This window comes from Paenibacillus oceani (assembly GCF_014705615.1).
GTDB classification, from domain to species: Bacteria; Bacillota; Bacilli; order Paenibacillales; family NBRC-103111; genus Paenibacillus_AB; species Paenibacillus_AB oceani.
Map to the genome: position 1 here is coordinate 40,027 of NZ_JACXJA010000044.1, position 24,449 is coordinate 64,475.

Annotated in this window: 18 protein-coding genes; 4 read left to right on the plus strand and 14 right to left on the minus strand. The window is 55.2% G+C overall.

The window, feature by feature from the left end; translation table 11 throughout:
- Positions 1-13 precede the first annotated feature (13 nt).
- The gene (locus IDH45_RS26750; protein WP_190931212.1) at positions 14-685 is read left to right on the plus strand and encodes a hypothetical protein; all 672 of its coding nucleotides are present in this window, start codon (positions 14-16) and stop codon (positions 683-685) included.
- A 393-nt stretch (positions 686-1,078) separates the two neighbouring features.
- On the opposite strand, the gene IDH45_RS26760 is transcribed toward IDH45_RS26750, so the two are convergent.
- The 9 genes from IDH45_RS26760 to IDH45_RS34360 all read right to left on the minus strand — a co-directional run bounded on the left by IDH45_RS26760 (position 1,079) and on the right by IDH45_RS34360 (position 14,548).
- Positions 1,079-3,397: a hypothetical protein gene (locus IDH45_RS26760; RefSeq protein WP_190931213.1), complete on the minus strand. Its 2,319-nt coding sequence runs from the start codon at positions 3,395-3,397 to the stop codon at positions 1,079-1,081.
- A gap of 55 nt (positions 3,398-3,452) precedes the next feature.
- Positions 3,453-4,805 (minus strand): ABC transporter substrate-binding protein, encoded by a 1,353-nt coding sequence (locus tag IDH45_RS26765; RefSeq protein ID WP_190931214.1) that lies wholly within the window; start codon positions 4,803-4,805, stop codon positions 3,453-3,455.
- A 224-nt stretch (positions 4,806-5,029) separates the two neighbouring features.
- The gene (locus IDH45_RS26770) at positions 5,030-6,112 is read right to left on the minus strand and encodes a sialidase family protein (protein ID WP_190931215.1); all 1,083 of its coding nucleotides are present in this window, start codon (positions 6,110-6,112) and stop codon (positions 5,030-5,032) included.
- Entirely contained in the window at positions 6,112-6,912 is an 801-nt protein-coding gene (locus IDH45_RS26775) for an HpcH/HpaI aldolase family protein (RefSeq protein WP_190931216.1), read from the minus strand. Before IDH45_RS26775 ends, IDH45_RS26770 begins: the two co-directional genes overlap by 1 nt.
- A gap of 58 nt (positions 6,913-6,970) precedes the next feature.
- The gene (locus tag IDH45_RS26780; RefSeq protein ID WP_190931217.1) at positions 6,971-7,474 is read right to left on the minus strand and encodes a hypothetical protein; all 504 of its coding nucleotides are present in this window, start codon (positions 7,472-7,474) and stop codon (positions 6,971-6,973) included.
- Complete coding sequence (locus tag IDH45_RS26785; RefSeq protein ID WP_190931218.1) at positions 7,471-8,439, minus strand: hypothetical protein; 969 nt, start codon at positions 8,437-8,439, stop codon at positions 7,471-7,473. Before IDH45_RS26785 ends, IDH45_RS26780 begins: the two co-directional genes overlap by 4 nt.
- Positions 8,440-8,689: 250 nt before the next feature.
- Positions 8,690-9,940, minus strand: coding sequence for an L-2-hydroxyglutarate oxidase (gene lhgO, locus IDH45_RS26790; protein WP_190931219.1), 1,251 nt, complete (start codon positions 9,938-9,940; stop codon positions 8,690-8,692).
- A 302-nt stretch (positions 9,941-10,242) separates the two neighbouring features.
- A complete protein-coding gene (locus tag IDH45_RS26795) occupies positions 10,243-10,938 on the minus strand; it encodes a FadR/GntR family transcriptional regulator (RefSeq protein WP_190931220.1) in 696 nt (231 codons plus the stop codon).
- A gap of 292 nt (positions 10,939-11,230) precedes the next feature.
- Positions 11,231-14,548, minus strand: coding sequence for a choice-of-anchor I family protein (locus IDH45_RS34360; RefSeq protein ID WP_223836989.1), 3,318 nt, complete (start codon positions 14,546-14,548; stop codon positions 11,231-11,233).
- A 247-nt stretch (positions 14,549-14,795) separates the two neighbouring features.
- On the opposite strand from IDH45_RS34360, the gene IDH45_RS26805 reads away from it, so the two are divergent.
- Complete coding sequence (locus IDH45_RS26805; protein WP_317891297.1) at positions 14,796-16,346, plus strand: FAD-dependent oxidoreductase; 1,551 nt, start codon at positions 14,796-14,798, stop codon at positions 16,344-16,346.
- 23 nt (positions 16,347-16,369) lie between these two features.
- On the plus strand, positions 16,370-17,713 hold the full coding sequence (locus IDH45_RS26810) for an ABC transporter substrate-binding protein (protein ID WP_190931221.1): 1,344 nt from the start codon (positions 16,370-16,372) through the stop codon (positions 17,711-17,713).
- A gap of 96 nt (positions 17,714-17,809) precedes the next feature.
- Here the strand turns inward: IDH45_RS26810 and IDH45_RS35115 are convergent, their stop codons facing one another.
- Entirely contained in the window at positions 17,810-18,625 is an 816-nt protein-coding gene (locus IDH45_RS35115; protein WP_190931222.1) for an AraC family transcriptional regulator, read from the minus strand.
- 167 nt (positions 18,626-18,792) lie between these two features.
- On the minus strand, positions 18,793-20,001 hold the full coding sequence (locus tag IDH45_RS26820; RefSeq protein ID WP_190931223.1) for a YecA family protein: 1,209 nt from the start codon (positions 19,999-20,001) through the stop codon (positions 18,793-18,795).
- A gap of 296 nt (positions 20,002-20,297) precedes the next feature.
- Here IDH45_RS26820 and IDH45_RS26825 point away from each other — a divergent pair, with 296 nt between their 5' ends.
- Positions 20,298-21,056, plus strand: a complete 759-nt coding sequence (locus tag IDH45_RS26825; protein WP_190931224.1) for a hypothetical protein — start codon at positions 20,298-20,300, stop codon at positions 21,054-21,056.
- Positions 21,057-21,110: 54 nt separating this feature from the next.
- On the opposite strand, the gene IDH45_RS26830 is transcribed toward IDH45_RS26825, so the two are convergent.
- The 3 genes from IDH45_RS26830 to IDH45_RS26840 form a co-directional block, all read right to left on the minus strand.
- On the minus strand, positions 21,111-22,367 hold the full coding sequence (locus IDH45_RS26830; protein ID WP_190931225.1) for a cell wall-binding repeat-containing protein: 1,257 nt from the start codon (positions 22,365-22,367) through the stop codon (positions 21,111-21,113).
- A gap of 109 nt (positions 22,368-22,476) precedes the next feature.
- On the minus strand, positions 22,477-23,559 hold the full coding sequence (locus IDH45_RS26835) for a sensor histidine kinase (protein WP_190931226.1): 1,083 nt from the start codon (positions 23,557-23,559) through the stop codon (positions 22,477-22,479).
- 1 nt (position 23,560) lies between these two features.
- The gene (locus IDH45_RS26840) at positions 23,561-24,247 is read right to left on the minus strand and encodes a response regulator transcription factor (RefSeq protein WP_190931227.1); all 687 of its coding nucleotides are present in this window, start codon (positions 24,245-24,247) and stop codon (positions 23,561-23,563) included.
- Positions 24,248-24,449: the final 202 nt, after the last annotated feature.

Consider the following 24,449-nt stretch of genomic DNA (forward strand, 5'->3'; position numbering starts at 1 on the left):
GCTGGGATCGGATATGATTAAAAATGGACTGTTCAAACGGTATTATTTACACTGGAAAATTGTTAATTCCGGAATCGTCTGGGCTGCTATCGCTTTCGCCATCGCAATTGCTGTCGTCTGTTTTTATTTGCCAGAGCTAGGACTAGTAAGGAGGACGGTAACCGTTAAAAATGTTCGGATCGCCTACGAAGTGGCTTCCCCTGTATTTTCCATACTTATCTTTTCCCAATTGATGGCCGAGGATATGGAATCGAAAGTGATGATGTGGTTGAAGTCGCTTCCGATTCGTACATGGAGCTTTTTATTGGAACGCTGGCTGATCGGCATGACACTCGTGCTGCTAGTCTTTACAGTATCCATTCAATTGATCAGTTGGTTTGTTATCACGCTTGATTTTAAACACTTTATGTTGTCTATTTTGGCTCCCTCTATGCTGCTCGGACATTTGGCCTTATTGTTAACCGTGCTCGGGAGAAACGGAGTTATCGGCATGGCGGTTCCGTTATTTATATGGGTGCTGGATTTACTTACGAACGGAAGGATCTTATTCTCGCTTTATTTGTTTAACGAGAGCTTTCCTAAGTTCGGTATAGACCCGCAATGGAACCGGGCGTTGATCTGGGTTTGTGCAGCATCTTTTTTGGTGTTAAGCGTCTTGGCAATGAGCAGGCGTGTTCAGAGGTAATGGATCATTTTATAATCGCAAAACCCGGAGGCTCAATGGCTTCCGGGTTTGTCGTTTCTTTCACTACTTCTTACTTTACCTTGCTATTCGTCAAGGCAAAACAATCTGTTGATTCGGATAAATCCGGTTCGGATTCGTCAATTTGTTCAACTGCTGCAGCATGGAATCCGCTGTTTACGAGCGTAAACGGAGTCGATTACACGTTCGAGCGGATGGCTGACCTGCGGATGGACGTTCGTACGATGCAGAGACAAATCACTTTTGGGCAGGAAAACGTGCTCGCCGGGTTTGACAAACTGTAGCAGCAGTTCCAGCATCGACTCGGCCTGCACGGATTCAGAAAGCTTTAGACGGTGCAACCCTAGCTAACCGCATCGAGCAGCCATAGTCGGTTCAAGCGTTGCCCAGTTGGATATTGCTGGTCTCGACAAAGCTGCGCGCTTTAGCTTGCAGATCCGCCAGCTGCAGCGGGTCCAGACTGCCTTCGAATACATTGCGAACCAGCGCCAGATCGACAGTATCCCAAAATCCCCCGGAAGGATTCACCACATCAACGCTCTGCGTCCCGCCCTTCGTAAACGTATTGCCTTCGATCGATACAAAGATGCCCTCCATGCCGCTCGCGGATGAGTTTGAATAAGCGCAGCGCAGCAAAGAGCTTTGTTTACCGAAACGGTTGTCCGCAATCCACATCCGGTTTTTGAGCGTCTGCATGCTGTTGTCGATCGTGATCAATGCGGCAGAATCATAAGACAGCATCCCGTCAGCAAGGGTTGAGCGACTTAATTCAATGCGGCAGCGGCGTACGACAAGCTCACGTACGATGTTGGGCGCACCGGAACGATTTTGAATGAAGAACGCTCTTCCTCGCATCGGTCCGGCAATCTCGCAATCGTAAAATTCCAGCCGCCTAACGCCTTTGGCTAAATTCACTCCATAATAAACCGCGCTGTTGAACGGATTCTCCGGGTAATCCTCGTACAAAATCCGACAATGCTCAAACGCAATGTCCACATCGGTCGATTCCGAGGCGGTCCCTGTCCACAGCTGCAGCTGATGGATCAGACAATGGCTCAGCTTCAATCGCGCGCCGGCGCCGCGCGGCCAGAGGCGCACGGACAAGTCTTCGCTCGGATAAAAGGTGCAGTGGTGAAACTCGGTATCGTTATACGTATAGCATCCGCTTGTACCGGCGGTGAAGCGGATCAAGCAGCGGTGGAACGCAGTTCGCTTGGCATAAAATCCGGAGGAGATGAATCTTGCTTCAATCGCCATGTCGCTCACAGTGATCGATTCGATCGTGTTTTCGTAGCCGGCTGCCGCTTTCTGCACCGTCATAAAGTCTTTGCAGCCCCCTCCGACATTGCTGATATACACATGGCCGATATCGATGTTATACTGTCTCCACTCGCTGGTCAGCTCGAATCGGTCTCCGCCGGTCCAGTTCACATAGCTGTCCCGAATTATGATTTCATCTTTGGCCGACAAGTCGAAGCAATCCGGCGTATGGTCCGGACAATCGATGTACATCCTCTCCAGCAATTGACGGTCGCAGCGGATAAACTTGCCTACGGATACCGGAACGACTGCACCCTCCCGTACATAAGTCAACCCGTGCACATGCAAATTCCCGCATTCCCCGATACAGATCATTTCCGCGCCGCCCGCATCCCCTTCGATGCCAATATCGGACAGCTCCGCCTGCTCGCAGTGCGTCACTCGTATAAAGGAAGGCGACATCGCTTGCTTCAGTGTCGGCTGCGCCGTCATGTTGATATAGGAGCCGCCCTGCCCTCGAAGCGTCAGGCGGTTTAAAACCACCTTGCCGCGCCGTTCCGATACGTCGCCCTGATTCGCCCTGCCGTCCACGCTCAGGTGCGGCCGCTGCTCGCCCGGGCTGGCCAGAATGCCATATCCCCACGCCCCCTCGTATTCCTCGGTCGAAGACAGCGTCAGATGGTCCATATACAGCTCTTCGAAATCTTCAAATAAAAAGCCGTTGAAGTTTTTCGAGTTGCGGCTGCCCCATTCCGTATTGATCGCCACCAGCCATTTGCCGGCGTCGACCAGCCGCGCTCCGTTGCCTTCAATCATCATACGCCCGAATCCGGCAACGACAATGGAGGACTCGTACCGATACGTCCGGTCAGAAAACCGGACGTGCCTCGGCTTACCGAAGAAGGCGCGTCGCAGTCCGTCCGACTGGTCAGCAACCGCGTCCCCGTCTGCGCAAAACCAGTCCACACAGACGGAGCCCAGGCCATCGACATGGCCGGGACCTTGAAACAATTGTCTCGTCGGGGCATGAATTTCACCGTGAACGGTCACGACGATTCCGGACTGAATCTGCAGCTTTCCTTCGGATAGGAACAGCAGAGTCACGCCCGCAGGCACGGTGAACGAGGCGGTAACTTTGATCTCCTGCTCAATGAGCACGGTAGGCTTGGATGGCGAAGCGACAGCATCCAGCAACTGTGTGAACGTCTTGACCGGCATCTTATGCGAAGGATCAGGGCCATAAGTATCGTAGGTGACAGTTGTAACCGCTTGCGCTTGGAGCGGACCCAATACCTGTCCCCCCCGTCCTGCAGCGACCAATGCGGCGCCTGCAAGCCCGATTGAGGCCAGCACCTTGCGCCGGCTGATCTGCCCTCTCATCGCCTGCTCTTTGGGTATTGTTCCGTCGTACCGTTCGACTTCCTTCTGATGCATGTTTCATTTCGCTCCTCTCTCGATAACGAGATGTCATGGCATCGGGGATTGCTACTTATTGCTTGAGCAGCGCCTCGATTTTTTTGTTCGCCGCTTCTTCCGCATCCCGCAGGGCGGAGTTTACGTCCTTTTTGCCGGCCACGACCTCATAGAAGCTGCGGAGAACCGCGCTGTTGGCCTGTGCTGCCATCTGATCCAACCCGACTACTTGTCCGTACTGCTTCGGAACGAGCGCCTTGGCATTTTTCCCTTTCAGCAGCGGCTCATCGTTGCCGAGAACCTCCAGCAATTTCTTGTCCTTCAGAACCGGCACTCGCGCCCGCTTCGCCAGCGCAGCCTGACTTTCATCCGTCACCAGTTCGCTAAGGGCCAGGAAGGCGGCCTCCCGATTCGGACTGTTTTTGGAGACAAAATAGTAGAATGGCGCAGGCTGAGGCCCGGCATTCCGCATATCGGAAAAGCTCGGGAAACGGGCAAAATCGTAATTCATGTCGGCTCCACTCCCGCTGAGCGAATAGGCCGAGTTCAAAATGACTTGAATAGCGACCGTGCGGTCTTTGTGGAACATCGAATACGCACTGCTGTAATTGGCAAGCTTGCTCCTGATCTCCGCATCGTCAGCCAGAGAAGCCAGCGGCACGAGCCGCTTCAGCATCCGGTTCCAGTAATCCGTCGCTACTGTCGCGCGCTGGGTTTGTCTATCCAGCAGAGGAGGGGGAGCCTGGCTGACAAGATGCATGCTGGAATTGAGACCCAATCCGTAGTATGCCGTTCCGCCTTCGTTACGCGTCAGCCTGCGTGCCACATCCGCCACCTGATCCCAGGTCATCTCATCGGTCAGGTAAGGAACGCCGAACTTATCGAACAAGTCCTTGTTGTAAGCAAGAGTCAAGGAATTGATTTTGACCGGAAATCCGGGTATGGCGCCTCCGGACACCTCTTTCATCACATCGATCACTACCGGTTCCAGCCGCCCCATATCCAGCTTGTAGATGTCGACCAGATCGGACACATTGCCAAGCATGTCAACGTCCTTCAGCTTGTATATATCGGCGATCTGACCGCCGAAAAAGTCGATGGGCGTCTTGGCGGCCACAACGTCTGCCAACGTGCTTCCCTTTGTATTCCGAAGAAACTTGAAAGTAAAGTTCGGGTATTTCTTCTGAATCAACGAGCCGTAGTCATCATAAAACGACTTTTCTATATCATCGCTGTACATATAGTAATAGGTCAGTTCAACGGCTTCCTTCGTCCAGTCTTTTTTCGGCGTCTCTTCCTGGCCGCCCTGCCCGGCTTCCTTGGCTGCCGGTTCGTCTCCTCCGCACCCGGCTACAGCCGTCGTGCCGATCGCTGCGAGCAGCAGCATGCCGGCGAGGCGTGAGGTCATCCTCTTCCCTTGTTGCTTCATGGTTCGATCCGCTCCTTTGGATAATTTCCCTTATACCGCGTCCTGCCTTCGGCTCTTCCGGTCCTGAGCGCTGCAATCGAAAGCGCTGTCATATCCAATAATCCGATACACCAGCCCACTCGGTTCGTAAGGTCGCACCAGTCGCGGGTAATCATACAATTCCTTCACATCAGTTCCCCATCCCTGCCCGGGCCGCCACCCCCCCCTTCAGATTACCGTCATCTTCAGATTTCTTCGCACCAGGTGCCGGCAATGTAACGTCTGCCATCTGCACGGTCATAGAAGTAGTAGACAATCAGGATGCGGCCGTCCGGCAACTGCACCGCATGGCTGTAGCCAATGTCCATCCCCGGTCCGTCATCGCGCAGCACAATCTCATCCGCCTCTTCAATCCGCTTGCACTCGGGGTCCAGAAGTCGGGCGCGCAAGCCGTGAGGCTTGAGCCTGTAACCGTACGTGAGCAGCACACGCCCGCTCGCCAACCGAATCGTATGAAACGGGGTTGGACCGTAAACCGCGTGCTGCTGCGGCTCGCTCCATGTGCGGCCGTCATCGAAGGATTCCGATGTGAACAACGGAGAACGCTTTTCGGCAGGAAGACGCTCATCCTGGATTTGGGAACGGATAAAAGCGACTAGTTTGCCCGACTCCGTACGATACAGATGCGTTTCATTCAGAAAATTATCGGCAGGCTTGGCAATTGCGCCCTGGGGCGACCAACTCAAGCCCTTGTCCGTCGTCTTGGCCACGAACAAATGGTCCAGACCTTCCGTATAAGCGGCAACCAGAAAAGAACCGTCTGGCAGCTCTGCTCCGTTCCCGCGCAGCGCCAATTGTCCGTATCCCAGACTCGCCGCCCGATCCCAGGTCTTGCCGTTGTCCGTCGAGCGCTTCGTTACGATCCCGATCCGCTTGGCCGCATAGCGGTCTCCGATCTGCCTCGTATATCCGCTGCGTTCGCCGATCTCGTCCACCTCCCCGATCTCGGCCACTTTCCAAAGAAAGCATGTAGCCAAGACCGTCCCGTCGCCAAGCACATTCAGGCACGGGTCCTGAACGCCATACAAGTAATCGTCATGCAAGACGGACGGCTCGCTCCACGTGCTCCCCTCATCCCTTGATCTAACAATAAGAGCGATCGAGCCCGGATCAATGTGCTGCACGCGGCCGAATTCCGTCTGCCAGTCCGCAGCATGCCGGAAGGCAACGAGCAGATCGCCGTTCGACATCCGAGCCACATTCGGAAACGAGTTGTAGCAAGCATCGCGGTAAATGACGACATCTCTGATTTTGCGTAAAGTTGCCATTAATAGCCTCCTCGCTGATGCACGGATTCCGGCTGTCTTCCCGCCAGTCGACGAAAATAGGAGCCCAGTCCGTTAACATCGGAGCCGATGTTGATGAAGCGGTAGCCGAGCTTCGCTAGCTCGGCGCTATTGTCGGGCGTCCCGACCGTACCGGCAAAGATGCCTGCCCGTACAGCGGCTTCCGCGACCCGAATCCGCGCTTCACAAACCTGCGGATGCTCCAGTTGACCCGGCGCCCCGATCGCCTGCGAAAAATCTCCTGGACCGAAAAACAGCATATCGACTCCTGGCAGCTGTGCAATCCGGTCGATCTCGGCCAGCGGCTCGGGATCTTCGATCTGCAAAATGACAAACCGTTCCGCATTAGCCTGATGTATATAGTCCGTGATCGGGATCAGGCAATAGCTCCCATCCGCATTCCCCCCGTCGACCGGCCGCAGCCCAATCGGATAAAACTTGACAGCACGTACAATTTCCTCAGCCTCCGCAGCGCTTTTCACATGCGGCACCATGATGCCGGCCGCATCAAGCTCCAACGGACGAATGTAGTCGCTGTAGCTTCCGCGCGCTACTCGCACAATCGTATCCGTATCATGCACTTTTGCCGCCCGAATCTGGTTTTCGATAATCGACCAGTCATTGGCAACATGCTCCATGTCGGTCCAAATGCAGTCGATGCCCAACAACGCTGCCATTTCTGCGATCCTGGCATCAGCGAAATTCAATTTGATGCTATGTACGATTGCTCCGCTGCGGAGCTGCTGAAGCACACGGCTTCGTCTCATAATCGGTGTAGACATGGCGTCACTCCATTCTCAATTATCTATAGTAGAGAATATTAATCGGAACTTGAGCGAATTAGACCCACAGCGAACGAATCGCCCGCACAAGATGCTCGACAAGCTCCTGCCCGCCCTCGGCCCCGATCGGATTGCTGGCAGGGGTCGAACCGTAGCCGCCTCCCAGCAGAGATCGCGGGCTTGGTATATACGTGCCGCAGCCCGCCAGCTGAATCAGGAACGTTTGGGTCGCAGGACTGCGTACCCTGATCTGGATGCCGTAATCCAGATAATATTCGTAAGGGACGCTGACCAGTGCAATATCTCCAAGACGCAGCGCATGGACTTCCGCCGGGAGTGTCGGATACTGTTTCTGCCGTTCGAAGCGGTTTACGACATTCCGGTGCCATAGCATTCTGCGGTAAGCTAGCGTAAGTTGTTTATACCAATGCGGATTTTGACGAAGTTCCGGCTGTTTCGCCAACTTCTCCTTCTCCTGCTCGTATTCGGACTTCCACCTGCTCGCCTCCCGCTCAGCGAATCGAACGTTTTCCTCAGCCAATTGGTTGGCTGTCAAATTCACCGTTTCCACCAAATGCTCAATCGGGGAGCCGGGTCCACCTCACGGCCGATCGCCGGAAGTATCTCCTCGATGGCATTCGCGATGCTTCGCGCCACATCCTGCCGTTTCGTTCTGCCTTGAAGTCGCAGCATACGGCTCTCCGCCTGCTTATCGAATTGCGTGTAGCCGGTTTGATCGCCGGCGGCGCTGCATTGCGGCAGGATGAACAAGGTGTCCCCGAACCTGCTGCGTAATTCGCGGCGAGCCTCGTACCATACGTCCGCGCCAATCAAGTAAGGATTCGACTCGCCTGGCACTTGAGCCGTACAGGCCATGTTCACGACCAGCCCGGTCAATCGGTTATCCAAATCGTAAGTCGCAACGATACTCAATGAATGGTCTTCGTAACCTTCGATGTGCCTGAATCGATCCGCTGTGGATTCGTTTAGACCGTGCATCGTTCCTTGACCCTCGGCATTAATCCAGCGGCGGTTGCGGCCGACTACCGCATAGCCCATCCCGTAACCGATTCCTCCCGCAGAGCGCGTGATCCAGGCTTGATTGACAGCGTCGGCGACCCTCTCCGAAGCGAAGGCGACATATTCCTCAACGGACATCGCATCAGCATGAATATCTCGCAGTTCTACGCCGGCACTACCGTAGAAGGACATGCTCGATGGCGGGCGATTTTCCGGCGCTGTATGGGTGTGAGTTGCATGAAGAATTATTTTCATCGGATTGAGACCATTCCCGCGCTCTATTAGGCAGGCGCGGACCGCATCGCGCAATTCGTCGGAGATTGCTATTAAATCGAAGCTGACGAATACCGCATGATCCGGCCCCGATTCGACGGCCCACGCCGTCGCACTGATCGGGTTCTCGACCCCCTCGGACATGCGTGCGTCGAAGCTGCCGGCCAGCGACACCGGGCGTGTCGGTGTGATATCGATCTCAGCCCAACCAAGCTTTAAAACAGGTGCTGTCATCGTCAAGTCCTCCCATGCGCTTGTCGCATTATCACTTCGGTAAGACCTAATCCGCGGTATACCGGAAGAACGGCGGTGCCGCCGTTCGAGGCCAGCTTCTTGCCGTTTATGACTTTGCGCTGAGTTAGTTCCAACGTCTGCTCGAAAGTGCACTTGTGCAAACGCTCAATATAAATGTTACTGTTTTCCGACATCGCCTTGGCTTCCTCCTTTTACGCGGCCAACCCGCTCCCAAACTCGACGACGGCTGTTAGCCGGGAACACCTTGAGCCTGATCTCTTCCCCGTTCCCAATCCAAACGTTTCCCGACGAGCTTCTCCTCCACCTGATCCACGATGTAGCTTGCAAACGGCAATGCACATGTAAATGCAGGCGAAACAGCGTTTAATACGTGAATAGAGGAAGCATCCCCCTCCAGCACAAAATCCTGCACCAGCTCCAGCGTTTGTTTATTCAGCAGTTGAGCCCGGATCCCCGGCTGTAAAAACTCGCCGAATCCTTTGCGATCAAGCTGGTTGACCATTTTTAACGATAGGCCGATCAAGTGCGCTTTGCTGTACTTTTTCATTTCATTTATAGCTAATCGGCGAAAATGAAAAGAATCCCTGATGAAAAGCTTGGTCATATAGTACATCACTTGCGAAAACTCGCCGAGCTTAAATCTATACATGCCTCTGTAGTTTTCCCTCCAGAAAGCGGGAATCGCGGTCGGACCGATCTTGATGCTCCCATCGACCGTTTTCGTAAAATGAACGCCCAGAAACGGATTGTTCAAATCGGGAACCGGATAAATGTTAGTCAGAACGTCGGACTTGTTTCTCGCAAACTTTAAATAGATTCCTTTAAACGGAATGATCGCATAGTTCAAACCGAAGCCGAAATCGTGCGCAATCCGGTCCGCATAAAGACCTGCCGCATTAATAAAATAACGACAGATGAACTTGCCCCGGTTTGTTCGGATCGCTTCGCCTCTGTGTTCGGAATATCGTGTATCGAAAAATAGCTCAACACCTTTGGAGGCGATTTCCCTCTTCATGCACTGGCATATTTCTACCGGATCAACAGTTGCCGTGCTCGGTGAAAAAAGTGCTTTCTTGTACGTATGGACGTTCGGATCGATCCGGCTGACATCGGATTCATCCATACATTCCAGCTCAACGCTATTGCGATCCCCTCGCCGCTTCAGCTCGGCAAGACCTTCCAGCTCAGCTTCATTTGTCGCGATGACCAGTTTCCCGCAATTATTGACCTTCAAGCCATTTTCCTCGCAGTATCGCTTCATGGCACGGTTTCCGTCCCGGGTGAATTTCGCCTTTAAACTATCTGCCGTATAGTAAAATCCCGCGTGCAGCACGCCGCTATTACGCCCGCTGGAATGTTTAGCGACATCGGACTCTTTTTCAATTATCGCGATTCGTGCTTCGGGATATCTCCGATTCAGTTCTCTAGCAATGGACAATCCCACGATTCCGGCGCCGGCTATTACATAATCGTACTTCATACATCTTGTCCTTTCGATTCGTGTTCTGTCGTTACCCGTATGTTATGGATAAGGACCGCTGTTTCTAGCGGATCATAAGTAAAAATAATAAATCCGTCTGGGTTGTGCAGATGCCTGCCGGATAACTCCGCAAGTGACAGCAGAACAGAGCCGATCAGAGTAATATTGGCTAAAGAAGCTCACCGCTCGGGATAACAAAACCAGACCAACCTAATTTGTAAATTTGTTTTATGGACTGGTGGCCTGACCACAACTGTCTGTTTATCGGCATGGATTCTTACATCCATGCCGATTATGAGGCGTTAATAGTACCGCGATTTCACATTGTCTAGATGCTCCCACATGAGCTTCCGTGCTTGCTCTGCGTTTTTGTCCGCTATAGCGCGGTAAATTCGCCAATGCTCTTCCAGCACGATTGCGCTCTTGCCCGGAATCCGAATACTTTCGCTACGGCTGTGGTATAAACCTGCGAGAAACTTTTCGGAAAGAAACTTGACTGCCTCCATCAGCATCGGGTTGTAGGTCGCTTCCACGACCGCAATATGGAAGTCATAATCTTCTTCAGCCGCGACTTCATTGCGTTCTACCGATTGCTTCAAATTTCCGTAGGCTTCTTCCAGCGCACGCAGATCGGAATCCCTTCTCCGGATTGCCGCCAAATGCGCGGCTTGGCTTTCAATCGCTTGGCGCACCTCCAACAGCGAAATCAAGTCGCTATTTCCTACCTTAACCATTTCGTCCATACGCGCAATCAAATCTTTAGTCGGGTCCTCCTCTATATAAATGCCCACCCCGGGAAGAACCTTCACAATCCGCATCGCCTCTAATACGCTCATCGCTTCTCTCACGGCAGCCCTGGAAACGGACAGCTCTTCGGCAAGTTCTCTTTCAGAGGGCAATTTGTCCCCGGATTTCAATTCGCCGAGATCGACGGACTTCCTGATTTGGTCGATAACGATTTGGTAGACACGCTGCTTTTGAATCGAAACGAATTTCATGATAAACGCTCCACTCTTTCATCTGGTTGGGTGGTCATACCACAATAACGTAAGCACATACTTGACTTTTCTAATATATTGCCGTCTTTTCGTTTTGTCAATACAATTCGAACAATTTCAGTCAATGAAAAATTGGAGTTTTTCGCCAGGGGCCGCTACTATTCATTCAAACGCTGCTCGTATTTCACATCAGCCCCCATCGTTCCGCCCCTCAAGGTAATAGATCCATTTCAAATATGGAAAACCCGGAGGCTTAGAGGGCCTCCGGGTTTTTGGAATACTTGCTATACGGTCAAGGCAAAACAATCTGTTGATTCGGATAAATCCGGTTCGGATTCGTCAATTTGTTCAACTGCTGCAGCAACTGCCAAGTCGTGCCGTACTGCTTGGCGATTTTCCACAAGCTGTCTCCCTGCTTGACGACGTATACGTTCGGCAGCGCCTCCGGAGTCGTGACGCCGCCCGGCGCCACTGAAGAATCACCTGCATCCGTACCGGCCGCTACCGTAATGCGTCCGGCAGTGCCTACCGCAACTTCACCGGTCTTCTGAATGTAACGGATGACCGATTCTTCGAGCGACGAGTAGTCGCCGGCGAGCGGCTGGTCTTTAAACATCGTATATTGATCGCCGCCTGCCGCCATGAAGTCGTTAGTCGCCATCAGATACGTTTTGTTCAAGTCCACAGGCTCGCTGCCGATCTGGAGCGACTGTACCCGGGCGCCCTTCGGCTTCGACGGATCGATCGCGAACGTCATGCCGCCCACATGCGGGAAGGAGCCCGCCGAATCGGGATACGCTCCGACGCCGTGCTCGAGCGCCGCCAGCAAGTCCGCGCCGGTAACACGCTTGGTCTGAATATAGTTGCCGAACGGCAGCACCGTAATCACTTGGCCTTTCGTAATCGAACCGGCCGGGATCGAGGCCCGGATTCCGCCGCCGTTGGTGATGGCCACGTCGGCGCCGGTCTCGTCCAGCATCGCATCGGTAATCAGGTTGCCGAGGTTCGTCTCGCCTGTACGCACGTTATCGCGTTCCCCGACCAGGTTCACCGCCGAGCGGCCCACCGCTTCGGACAGCACGATCTCCTGCTCTTCCTTGACCTTCTTCACGATGTCCGCCACCGTCGGATCGGGCTGGACGGCATCCGCCTGCTTGCGGCTGAATAACCGCGATTCCTTGTTCGTTACGTCTTGACCGCTCACAGTCAATTCCACGACGCCGACATGTTTGCCGTACTCGCCGGTTTGAGCGATCAGCGTGTCGCCTGCGACACGGCCGTTCTCCAGCATCGTGTGGCTGTGACCGTCGATAATCACGTCGATTCCCTTCACCTGCTCCGCCACTTTGAGGCTCGTATCGACGCTTGAAGCGTCCATTCCGAGATGGGACAGCCCCACGACGACGTCCGCTTTGCCTTCCAGCTCCGCCACCATGCGCAGGCCTTCCTCGACCGGATCGGCGAACGTTAATCCTTCCACATTTTTCGGATGCGTCTTATACAGCGTCTCCGGCGTCGCCAGCCCGAAGATGCCGACACGGACGCCGCCGACGGTCTTCACTACATACGGCTCCAGAAGGCGGCTACCGTCCGCTTTGTACACGTTGGCCGCCAGCATCGGATAGTTCGCCTGACCGGCCAGCTCCACGAGACGGCCACTGCCGTAGTTGTAATCGTGGTTGCCGGTCGTCATCGCATCGAAGCCGATCGCGTTCATGATGCTGACGATGCTTTCGCCGCGCACCAGATTGGCGATCGTCTGCCCGTGCAGCGTATCGCCCGCATCCAGCACGAGCGTGTTCGGATTGGACGCGCGAATTTCTTTTATCACGGACGACAGCTTCGCATAGCCGATATGTTCGGCCGATTCTTCCACGCGGGAGTGCATATCGTTCACATGCACGATCGAGATTTTAGTTCCTTGGCCGCCGCTGCCAACACTGCCCGAAGCGGGAGTGATCTCGTACACGCCGACCGTGCCGGACACCTCATAGCCGACGAGTAGCAGCGCGTTGCCGGTCGGGCTTTGCTCCGCCGGTACGAAGCGGAGCCCCTCCGGACCGCTGTCGCCGCCATTCTCCTGCGTAAAGTCGCGGGAGTTGAAATACGTGGCGAATAACGGCTTCGCCGGATCGCTGATGTCGTATACCATAATGCCGCCGACCCGCTCCAGACCGATGAACGCATACGTCTTCCCGGCAATTTCGCCGATCTTCACGTCTTCTGGCTCCGGACCCTTGTCGTCGCTCCGGTCGTCGAAGCCGAGCTTGCTGTTGCTTGCATTAAACTGCTTCGGCAGCGCCTTGGCCGTAATCCGCTCGAAATCTTCGCCGCTGTCGTACACGAGGCTCATGTCGCTCGTATCCCAGATCGAGAAGGACCGGGCGCCCAGGCCATAGATCGCGTTATACTTGCCGTCCGCACCTAGGCCCATCGTGTTCGTCATCAGCAGCCTTCCCAGCTGTGATTCGTCGTACAGCCCTTCCGCGACCATCGCGTCAAGCTGCTCCTGCGAAAAGCCTTTGTAAAACTCGGCTTTTAATGCCAAGTTGTCGAGCTCGTCCGCTACCCGGGTTTCTTCGCTAAAAGCTTCATAGTCCCGCGTATCGCCTTCGTTGGCGGTAACAAGATACGTTTTGCCCCCGGCGCTGTACGTCTCGGCGCCGTCCGGCATATACAGCCCCAGCACAGGCCACGGACGAACGTTTACCGCCTTGTCTTTATTCGACGCATCGAATCCGTTTCCGCTGACGGAATGATCTTTGACGCCGAGTCCTTTGACTTTGGTGAATTTATTCGTAACCAGATCCAGCACGGCGACCGCATTGTTCTCCTGCAGCGTCACATAAGCAGTCTTGCCGTCCTTCGCAACCGCGATATATTCCGGTTCGAAGTCTTGAGCCGCCGCCGCTCCCGGCTTGCCGATCCGGACATTGTCCGCGATGACAGACGGATCGTCGAAGCGCACCGTAGTCGCCGTCGCCTGCGAGGCGCCGCCGCCAAGGTCGATCACGGTGACGGAGCCTTCCGGATCGACAGTATAATCGTCCGACGGCTGTCCTTCGTTGGCGACGAGCACTTTGCTTCCGTCCGGAGTGAACGTCAGCATATCGGGCAGAGCACCAGCCTCCAGCACCCGGACAAGCTTGCCGTCCCGATCCAGCAGCGCGACATGGCCGTTCTCCTGCTCCGGATCGTTCGGTACGGCTACCGCGACCACATCGCCTTTCGGGCTGACGGCCACGCTCGTAGGGCCGGTCGTCTTGCCGAGACGGGCATCCAGATCGCCGAGTGTTATTCTTTGTACGTGGGTCAAGGAGGTCAAGCTCTGTCCCGCTTTTAACCCAGACAAGTCCAGGATATCCAGCCGCTTGTCATAACCGTTTACGACATAAGCCCGTTTCAGCCCCGCATCGTATGCGATAATTTCCGCACCGCTCTTGTCCCATTTCGCACCGCTCGAATAACTCGCTACATGTTTGACGCCCAGGACGCCGGTGCCTTCCTGCACCCAGGACGCCGGTTCCGCCGCATACGCATAACTTCCGAACTGGGCGAAGACAAGCAATCCCGCGACCGTCCCTGTCAGTTTTCCCCTCCACGATATCATTCCTGTACCTCCAAAGGTTTGTATGAAGCGATCCAACGCCCTTATTGTAACGAAGGAATGTAATCGGAAAGCCGGGGATTTGTTAAGCGGATGTCAATTATGCGGACAATCGGTGCGTTAGGAATGCGGCGCTAAAATTGTATATATCCAACTAAGATTCTGCATGTTAACCGAATCCGGCATGTTATAAGCTAAATGGTGTAAGGCATTCCGATCACGATGATCAGAGCAGAAAGAAGGGGAAAACGTGACCAATTTCAGCCTATTGCGCTACTACGCTCCCTCTGAAAAAAGGGACAAACCGGAGCGCGTGCAAGCCGATTTGTGCATATACGGAGGATCGCCGGCCGGTATTGCTGCCGCTGTGCAAGCAAGCCGGATGGGACTGAAAGCCGTTATCGCCGAGTTCGGACAACACTTGGGCGGATTAACGGCCAGCGGACTCGGACGGACCGACTTCGGCCACAAAACGTCTCTTGGCGGCATCGCCAAAGAGTTTTACCAAAAACTCGGGAGCCATTACGGAAGCGACGAACCGGAAGGAACGGCCTGGTTCATGGAACCGCATGTCGCCGAGCGTATTTTCACCGAATGGGTGGAACAAGCCGGCGTGCCGGTTTACTACGGACAGCACCTGTCGGGCGTGGAGAAGCAAAACGGTAAAATCGTGCAAATCACGATGGAAAACGGCAACGTATTCCGCGCTGATGCTTTTATCGATGCTACGTACGAGGGAGACTTGTTCGCCCGGGCCGGAGTCTCCTATCATGTCGGCAGAGAAGCGAACGAAGTGCATAAAGAAACGTGGAACGGCATCCAATTCGGCTCGCCGTGGCATACATTCAAAGCTTGGGTCGATCCTTTCGTAAAGGAAGGAAAACCCGACAGCGGTCTGCTGTACGGCGTCTCCGACGCTGCGCCGGGCATCCAGGGACAGGGAGACCGTTCCATCCAGGCGTACAACTTCCGGATCTGCCTGACCGACATCCCGGAAAACCGGGTACCCTTCCCGGCGCCTCCAGGGTACGACCCCGGCAAGTTCGCCCTGTTGTCCCGTTACCTTCAAGCGGGCGTATGGGACGCGCTGACCCTGCACAAGCCGATGCCGAACGGCAAAACCGATCTTAACAACTTCGGAGCGGTCAGCACCGATCATATCGGAGCGAACCACGCCTGGCCTGAAGCGGATTACGCCCAGCGCGAGCGGATGTTCCAGGAGCATGTTCATTACAACCTCGGCATGCTGCACTTTTTGGCCAACGATGAAAGCGTTCCCGAACCGGTGCGCCGGGAAGTAAGCCGCTGGGGACTGCCTGCCGACGAGTTTACAAGCACGGCCAACTGGCCTCACTACTTGTACGTCCGTGAAGGAAGACGGATGATCGGCGAAGTGGTCATGAACCAGAATCATTGTCTCAAATACTTGAAAGCGGAAGATTCCGTCGGTCTCGCCTCCTACGGCATGGACTCGCATAACTGCCGCAGGATCGTGCTGGACGGCCGCTGCGTCAACGAGGGAGACGTCGAAATACCGGTAAGCGGTCCTTACCCGATCTCGTACCGGTCCATCGTCCCGAAGGGAGACGAATGTACGAACCTGCTCGTACCGGTCTGTCTGTCTTCCTCCCATATCGCATACGGATCGATCCGGATGGAGCCGGTGTTTATGGTGCTCGGCCAATCTGCGGCTACCGCGGCGGCACTTGCACTGAGAGACGGCCGCGCCGTGCAGGATGTCGATTACGCCCTGCTGCGCAAACAGCTGCTCCAGGACGGTCAAACTTTGGATGTCAACTAAACTTAACGAAAAGAGGGGTCAACATGCTTAACAAACAAAAACCGTTCCGTCGAACTGCAACGCTCGCCCTGACCCTCTGTCTGTCAGCCGCCGCCTTGGCGGCCTGCAGCCAGGGGGCCACACCGCCCGCCAGCACCGCAGGCGACAACAGCCAGCAGCCGAAGACGCCGGAGAAACCGAAAGAGCCGGTGGAGCTCGTCTTTTACGCCATTAACGGCGATCCCGAGGACAGCTTCAACTACCGGTTCGGAGACGATATCCGCAAAAAGTTTCCGGACTATACGATCAAGTATATTTTCAACCAAAAAGGGATGACGCTGCCGGAGATGATCGCTTCCGGAACGCGGTTCGACATTACGTACCATGCAGTCGGGTTTTATGAAAACTTCCTGATCCCGAACGGGCTTCACTATGATATGACCGAGCTGATCAAAAAGCACGGAGTCGACCTGAACCGGTTCGAATCCACCTCCATCGAAGCGATCCGTCAATTGTCCGGCGGTAAGATGTACAGTTTGCCCGTCTACGGAAACAACATTGTCCTCTATTACAACAAATCGATTTTCGACAAATTCGGCGTGCCGTATCCGAAGGAAGGGATGACCTGGAAACAAACGATGGATCTGGCCAAAAATTTGACCCGCCAGGACGGAGGAGTGCAATATCACGGGTTCGGTATGACGCCCACCTTGCTGACCCGGATGAATCCGCTTTCGATACCGAACGCCGATCTGGCATCGAATACGCCGACGATTAATAAAAACGAATCTTGGAAGCGCTTTTACCAAACGTTTTTCCTCGATCCGCAGCCGTCACCGGGAATGTTGCAGAATATTCCGAGCACCACCGCCTTCGTGAACGAGAAAAATGTGGCGATGATGGCTTATTTATCGAGTCTCATTACGATCTGGACGGATCAGTTGAAACAGGTCGACTGGGATATCGTGCCTCTGCCCAGCTTCGAGGACATCCCGGGAACCGGATCCCAGATCAATTCGATCAACTTCGGCATAACGAACATCGCCAAAGACAAGGATGCCGCCATGGAAGTTCTCGCTTATATGACTTCGGACGAATTCCAGTCCCGCTTGTCCAAAAAAGGGATTATGCCGGTGCTCAAAAGCGATGAGGTCCGCAAAGTGCTCGGATCGGAGTCCGAGTTCAAGGATAAAAACTTCAAGGCGATCTTCCAGAACAAGCCGGCCCCGATTCCGCCAAAAGCGCTTTACGACGCCGAGATGGTCAATATTTACGCCAAGTACGGAACCGAAATCTGGAAAGGAACGACCGATATCAACACGGCTTCCCGCCAAGCGGAAGAAGAAGCGAAGAAAAAAATCGAGGAGTTTCTGAACAAACCGAAATAAGCTTGCGGCCGCTTGCAGCCGGCAAGTATCGTTAGTCCAAGCGGGACGATCAGCCGACATGGCCGGTTGTCCCGCTTTTTCTCATGCAGCGCAGCCTCAAGGTGTCGCCAGACCGTTCAGCTTGCGGTAATGCGACGGGTTCATTTTACTGTAATGGGTAAAGACGCGGCTAAAATAAAATCCGTTCTCGTACCCGCACAACCGGGCGATATGATCAATCGTATATTCCGTCTGCACGAGCAGCGTCTTTGCTTTCTCCATCCGCACCGAGATCAGGTAACGGGAAGGAGCGATCCCGAACACGTGCTGAAACCTGCGGGTCAGCTGGACCGGGTGAATATGAAGCTTGGCCGCTACGTCCTGCAGCCGGATCTCGCGAAACGCATGGCGGTCGATGATCGCCTTCGCTTCCTTCATCAGCTTGTCTTCGGCCAGCAGGCTGGAGATCGCCAGCGTCTCCGCATCCATCTGGAACAGCATCCATATATCGTTGAGGAAATGCTGCTTCCATATCCTCCTTTGCGCGTGATCCATCCGTTCGAGGACGAGGAGATGCCGGAAATTGTTATACAGGCGACTCTGCTCGCTTGTCGTATATTTAAAGGAAAACAACCGGCGAAGCATATCGATCGAGCGCTCCTCGGCTGCCGCATAGTTGTCGTGCATTTTACATATGAAATAATGAAACGATAACGGGACGATCACCTCGCGCTTGAACTCCATGAAGGGCGGGCAAAACACCACATCGCCTCCCGTCGCTTCCCCTTCCACATTATCGATCGAATAGCGAAATCGTCCGTTCTCGATGGCGAACATCGTCCAGGCCGGTTCTTTTGTGACCCGTTTCACAAATTGCGGTTTCTCTTTCCAATAATCACCGTAAATGACTGACACCGGATATGCTGTTTCCACCTGTTATCGCCTCCTGGTCTCCGTTTCCGTCACTTCCCGTTGTTTTCGACGAAAAGCCTCCCGTTTCCTCCATCATAGGCGGTGCAAATCTCATTCATGCCAACAAAAAAACCGTCCCTGCAAAATGGCAAGCAGGCAACGGTTGTGGATGCGATTCGGTGCGGGAGTCAGGCTCCGCAGCATTTCTTGAATTTTTTGCCGCTCCCGCAAGGGCAGCGGTCGTTCCGCCCAACCTTCGCTTTCGTCGCGAAATCGTATACGACTGCTTTGGCCGCATCGTCGGACTCCCCGCCGGTTGCGGCGGCTGCCGACAGCTCGATCGAGGTAAACCCTTTGAGAAACCATTGTCTCGTGCTGTTGAACAACACTCTCGTATAGTCCATGAACGCCCGGACTGTCTCGAGGTCGCTCATGTCCAGATTAGATTGCAGAAACTGAATGACGTTGCCCGGGCTGTCGCCGATCCGGACCGCATAGATGCATTCCTCCACCAGATCGTCCGCTTCCTGCCGGTCGATTCCGTACTCTCTGCGAATATAATCGCTCATCGCCTGAAAGCCCGGATTCCTGTCGACGAAATCCGGTTCTCCCGCAAGCAGCAGCTGCTCTTTGGTGAACGGGTAGAACGGTATAGACGCCCTCGCCTCGTGCTCCTGCTTGACTTTGCCGGAGTCCCATACCCGGATATTGGAATACCCGATCTCGTCCAATTTGACCTGCCAATCATACTCGATGGAGTGTTCGATTACCGAGATAAACTCGGCCCGATCCGGCTCTTCGCCGGTATAACGTGCGATCAGAGCGAGCAGCTCGTCCTCGGTCAGCGTACCGTAATAATAAAGCATTCCTTGCGTAAGCTTGATCCACGTCGTATTGCGCTGCACCGAATCCCGGTACGCCTTGGGAGACAGCTCGCGGAAGCTGTGGAGGATCTCCTCCGGCATGACGAGAGAGCGTTTGCCGTTCACCGTCCCGGAGAACAGGATTCCCCAGCTTGTAAAATACTCAACCTGACGGTTGTCCAGCGTCGATACAGCGACGCCGCCGCGCTCTGCGACTTGCTTGATAACCGCCAATCGGGCGTCGTCCAGCTTGGATATATACGAATACAGCCGCTCCGGGATGCTACGCTCCAGCACGCCGATCAGCTCCTGCTTTTTCAAGGAGCTTACTCCAGTTATATGATGATTCGACCGGATGGCCGACAATTCTTGCTTGTTCAGTCTGGAAAGCCCGCCCGCCAAGCCGATCGGCGCCTCGATATCCGCCCACCGCTTTTCGTCTTCCTTGCTCTCCATTTTTCGTCTACTTTCTTTGGCAGCTTGCAAGGCGTTAAGCAGTTGCTGTTCTTCCTTCTTGCTCAGTTGTTTATCCATGCTACACCCTTTCCGAAAACGGCGAATCCTATCTCTGTAAGCCGCCGAGCTCCTTACTGAAATCCTGGTACATCCTGTCCAATTAGCCGAACTATATAATACCAGTATACCCGGATAGGAGCAAGACCCGGATTCGGGTGATGTTCCGGGTCCGCCTCAGCGGCGGCCGCCCGGTCTGTGAACAAGATAGACTTCCGCTATGTCACACATCCCGGAATGCGTCATAATGTACAACTATCGGCGCCAATCGCGAACTGAATCCGTGCGGGTAAGGATTAGAGAAAGGGGGAACGCCAATGATCGGCCTGGTAAGTTATGCCACTCCGCGATTTTTCGCATCACAGGACAAATTGGAGCAGTCCGCTCTCCGTTACGGAGCGGACCGCGTGTTTGCTTATCGGGAAGAAGATCTGCTCGCCTCTTCGTTTTACCGGGACAATCAGTCCATTCTCCTGCAGCCGCGGGGAGCCGGCTATTGGATCTGGAAGCCCTATTATATTTTGCAGGCGATGTCGGCCATGAAGCCCGGTGATACGATCATTTACAGCGACGCCGGCATCGAGATTACCGGGCCGCTGGACCCGCTGATCCGGCTGTGCCGCGAACAAGGGATCGTCCTGTTCCAAACCCATAACCAGCTCAACCGGATGTGGACGAAACGGGACTGCTTCGTGCTGATGGACTGCGATTCCAGCCGGTACTGGGACGCGCAGCAGCTGATGGGCTCGTTCTCGCTGTATCTCAATAACGACCGGAGTCGGAAATTTGTGCAGCAATGGCTGGACTACTGCTGCAACGAACAAATCGTGACCGACCGTCCCAACCGCTGCGGTTTGCCCAATCTGCCTGAATTCCAGGATCACCGGCACGATCAGTCGGTGCTGTCGCTGCTGGCCGTCAAGCATAAGATCGAGATTTTCCGTTCGCCGAGCCAGCAGGGCAACCGGTACAAGATGAAATCGTTCCGCCACCCGGGAGAATGCCGCAAATACACGTCCAAGCCGTACCGCAATTCCCGCTACGATACGCTGCTCAACCATCATCGCGCCAAATAAGGCTGTCCGTGCCGGTTGAAGACAGAAACTGACCCGTGTGGGATGGACGAACGGTTAATGGCCTGCATGCCCACCGCCCGAGGATTGGCTTTCCTGCTGCGCGCCGCCCGCGCCGCCCATGCTGCCATGCCCGCCGCCCGAAGCCGAACCGATCTCCAGCATCGAATCGATCTCGCCTTGAGCCGCATCAGCAAGCAGCTTTTCGTTCCCGGTGATCCAAGCATGGTTATACGGCCCTTCCGTAGGCGTTTTTTCATACTTCGGCTGGATCGACATCACATACGCCATAACCGAGTCCGGCATTTTGTCTTTGCCCGTCCAGATCAGGGGCGCGTGCTTGCCCAGATGCGAGAAGGGAGCCGCCGCGATGGCGATTGCGTTCGAGCTGGCCGGCACGAACGACAGGTTGCGGCCAGGTACGGCAATGCCCCATCCGAAGCCGGTCTGCGGATCGGAATACCGGGCGAACGCAATGGAGTTCTCGTAAGCGTCTTTGCCGGCGATCCGCTGCACCCGCCCGTACGGCTTCAACTGGTCTTCGACCTTTTTGGAAACGACGCTTTCGGGCCCGAGAATATACACGTTCGCCGCCCCGTTCCGCTTCGCGAGCGCTTCGGCCGTTTCTTTGGGGACCTCGTCTTTCTTGACGTACAGCAGCGGCTCCGGCATATGGGCGATCCAATTCACGGCAGGCAGCGTGAACGCCGGATCGTCCATCGAACCGACGATAACTGACGACGGCAGCTCGTTTGCCGCTTCGGCGTAATAGGCGTCGATATTTTTGGCGACATCCGCCGGGTTCGCTCCCGTCACTTTATCCGTTTTCAGGCCCAGCTTCGTTAGCTGCTGCTCGATCTGCGGGGCCAGATCGCCGACCAGCACGACCTGCACGCCGTTATTGGAAGGCACCCCGGCCGGCTTCAGCCTTTTGATCTCGTTGAGCGTCACTTCCGGTATCGAGTCGTTGTTGACGAAGAGCACCGGTCCGTTGTTCGGGTGATGGATCAGATCGGCGCTGGCGGCCGCATGCTGCCATTGCCCGGGATTCGCAAGCACGATGCCGCCCGGGCGGTTATCGTCCCGGTTAGCCATCCATAACGACCGGGAGACAAGCACAGCCGCCTCGTACGGATCGCCGGTATTGATCCGCGTCGTATTTTTCGTAGCAATCCACGGCATAACAGCCGCCTCTCCCCCTGGCAAGCCGGCCGCTGCGGACGATTCGTTTTTCCCGTTACCGTCGAAGCAGCCGGCAAGCAGCATGGCGGTCGCTCCGACGAGCAGACCGTTTTGCACTAGCTTTCGTTTCATATAGTCTCTCCTTCTCCAAGCTCTACTGCGGACACGGTTTTTCGGCAACCAAGCGTCCGTACCACACAGTGTAGCCGCCACTTTTGAAGAACTTGTGAAGGAGATCCGGTTATTGCGGGATGACGACAACAAATTCGCTGCCTGCCTCCGGGCCGTCCCCGCTAACCGCCCATACTTCCCCTTGATGCGCCTGTACGAGCGCTTTGACGATGGCAAGTCCGATCCCCCTGCCCCCCGTCTTCCGGTTCCGGGACTTGTCTCCCCGGTAAAAACGCTCAAAAATAAACGGCAAGTCCTCCTTCGTTATCCCCGCCCCCGTATCTTTCACGACAAAGCAGATGTGTCCGTTATTAGGCCGAGCGGACATCACAACCTTGCCGCCCGCCGGGGTCGCCTTCAAGGCGTTCGACAGCAAATTGACCAGCACTTGCCTCATCCGGTCCGGATCGGCCCGCATGACAAGACCGTCATCAACCGGCTCCGTCTGCAGTCCGACGCCCTTCTCCGCATAAGCCGGAGACAACAGCTCCGCACAGCGCTCCAGCAGTTCCCCGACGCGGACGGTCGTGTACGATAGTCCGAAATCTCCCGACTCCAGCTCATTCAGATCCTCGAGATCGGATACGAGTCCGATCAGCCTGCCGATCTCGTCCAGGCATACCCGGTACCGCTCCGGCGAAGGCTGCCATATGCCGTCCCTCAAGGCGGACAGATGACTCTTAAGCGTAGTCAGAGGCGTCCTCAGCTCATGGGCGATATTCTCGGTCATCGCGATCCGGAGCCGCTCCTGCTCCTGAAGCTGCTCGGCCAGCTGGTTCAGCGCCAGTCCGAGGGCAGCCAGCTCGTCCTCGCCCTGCACCTCTGTGCGGGTTCCAAGCTGGCCTCTTGCCATCATCTCCGCCGAATATTTCATCCGGACCAGCGGACCCGCCAGCTTTTTACCGAGCCACATACTGACAGGCACGACGATCAGAATCGAACCGAGCAGCGTCCAGCCGATCGCCTGCATCACCGCCCGTTCGAGATGACTGCTCCAGTCGGCAGCGCCTCCTGCCGCTCCGCCGGACTCGAGCTGGTACATATTGAAGTGATAATGGATGCCCGCAACGAGCGTAACCGAAGACAAAATGAAGATAAGCGATACGACGGCGCCAAGCGTAACGGCTATGCGGACCCGAAGCGACTGTTTCATCTCAGCCTCCACTAAACCGGTAGCCGATTCCGTACACGGTGACGATATAGTCCGGATTTTTCGGATCGGCCTCTATTTTGTGCCGCAAGTTTTTAATATGCTGATCGATCGTCCGGGCATCGCCGTCAAAATCAAAGCCCAGCACCTTGTCCACCAGATCGCCGCGGCTGAACGTCCGGTTCGGGTTGCGGGCAAATACGAGCAGCAGCCTGTACTCGTTCGGCGTTAACGCAACCGTCTCCCCCCTCAGCACCACCTTTTGCTGCAGCGCATCAATGAGCAGCTCCCCGCCGCGGAACGGAATCCGGTCCGCAAGCAGATCACCCCCGTCCGTACGCCGCAGGATGGCGCGCACTCTGGCGATCAGCTCCAGCGGGTCGAACGGCTTGGTCATATAATCGTCCGCTCCGAGCGACAAGCCCAGCAGCCGGTTGCGCTGCGAGGTTTTGGCGGTCAGCATCAGGATCGGGACGGGACTGCGGCCGCGGATCGTCTCGCACACCTGTTCCCCGTCTCCGTCCGGGAGCATCAGATCCAGCACCACCAGATCGACGTGCCGGTCCCGGATCTGGTCCAGCGCCAGTCTCCCCGATTCCGCCTCCAGCGTCCGATACCCTTCGCTGGCCAGGTACGAGACGATCACCTCCCGGATATTATCGTCGTCCTCGACGACGAGTATCGTCTTCACGATCCACCGCCTCCTTCGCTTGTTGGTTACCCTCATCGTAATGCAAATACGGCTGCAAGCTCAAGCGTAGGAGGAACAGCTGCCTGCGGGACGGTTCTATGAAAGAGCAAACAACGGGGGGCGAGGCGGGGAAATTTAGTTGGCAGGCAGGTTGCAGAGCTTTGAGGAAACGGGACGACCATTTCGGAACGATGCCGGGCGC

Excerpts from the sequence above, each read along its gene's own strand:
- IDH45_RS26825 (WP_190931224.1), top strand. The coding sequence starts at position 20,298 with ATGATCGGCCTGGTAAGTTATGCCACTCCGCGATTTTTCGCATCACAG.
- IDH45_RS26770 (WP_190931215.1), bottom strand. The coding sequence starts at position 6,112 with ATGGCAACTTTACGCAAAATCAGAGATGTCGTCATTTACCGCGATGCT.
- IDH45_RS26830 (WP_190931225.1), bottom strand. The coding sequence starts at position 22,367 with ATGAAACGAAAGCTAGTGCAAAACGGTCTGCTCGTCGGAGCGACCGCC.
- IDH45_RS26775 (WP_190931216.1), bottom strand. The coding sequence starts at position 6,912 with ATGTCTACACCGATTATGAGACGAAGCCGTGTGCTTCAGCAGCTCCGC.
- IDH45_RS26785 (WP_190931218.1), bottom strand. The coding sequence starts at position 8,439 with ATGACAGCACCTGTTTTAAAGCTTGGTTGGGCTGAGATCGATATCACA.
- IDH45_RS26820 (WP_190931223.1), bottom strand. The coding sequence starts at position 20,001 with ATGGATAAACAACTGAGCAAGAAGGAAGAACAGCAACTGCTTAACGCC.
- IDH45_RS26810 (WP_190931221.1), top strand. The coding sequence starts at position 16,370 with ATGCTTAACAAACAAAAACCGTTCCGTCGAACTGCAACGCTCGCCCTG.
- IDH45_RS26760 (WP_190931213.1), bottom strand. The coding sequence starts at position 3,397 with ATGCATCAGAAGGAAGTCGAACGGTACGACGGAACAATACCCAAAGAG.
- lhgO (WP_190931219.1), bottom strand. The coding sequence starts at position 9,940 with ATGAAGTACGATTATGTAATAGCCGGCGCCGGAATCGTGGGATTGTCC.
- IDH45_RS26835 (WP_190931226.1), bottom strand. The coding sequence starts at position 23,559 with ATGAAACAGTCGCTTCGGGTCCGCATAGCCGTTACGCTTGGCGCCGTC.
- IDH45_RS26765 (WP_190931214.1), bottom strand. The coding sequence starts at position 4,805 with ATGAAGCAACAAGGGAAGAGGATGACCTCACGCCTCGCCGGCATGCTG.
- IDH45_RS34360 (WP_223836989.1), bottom strand. The coding sequence starts at position 14,548 with ATGATATCGTGGAGGGGAAAACTGACAGGGACGGTCGCGGGATTGCTT.
- IDH45_RS26750 (WP_190931212.1), top strand. The coding sequence starts at position 14 with ATGATTAAAAATGGACTGTTCAAACGGTATTATTTACACTGGAAAATT.
- IDH45_RS26795 (WP_190931220.1), bottom strand. The coding sequence starts at position 10,938 with ATGAAATTCGTTTCGATTCAAAAGCAGCGTGTCTACCAAATCGTTATC.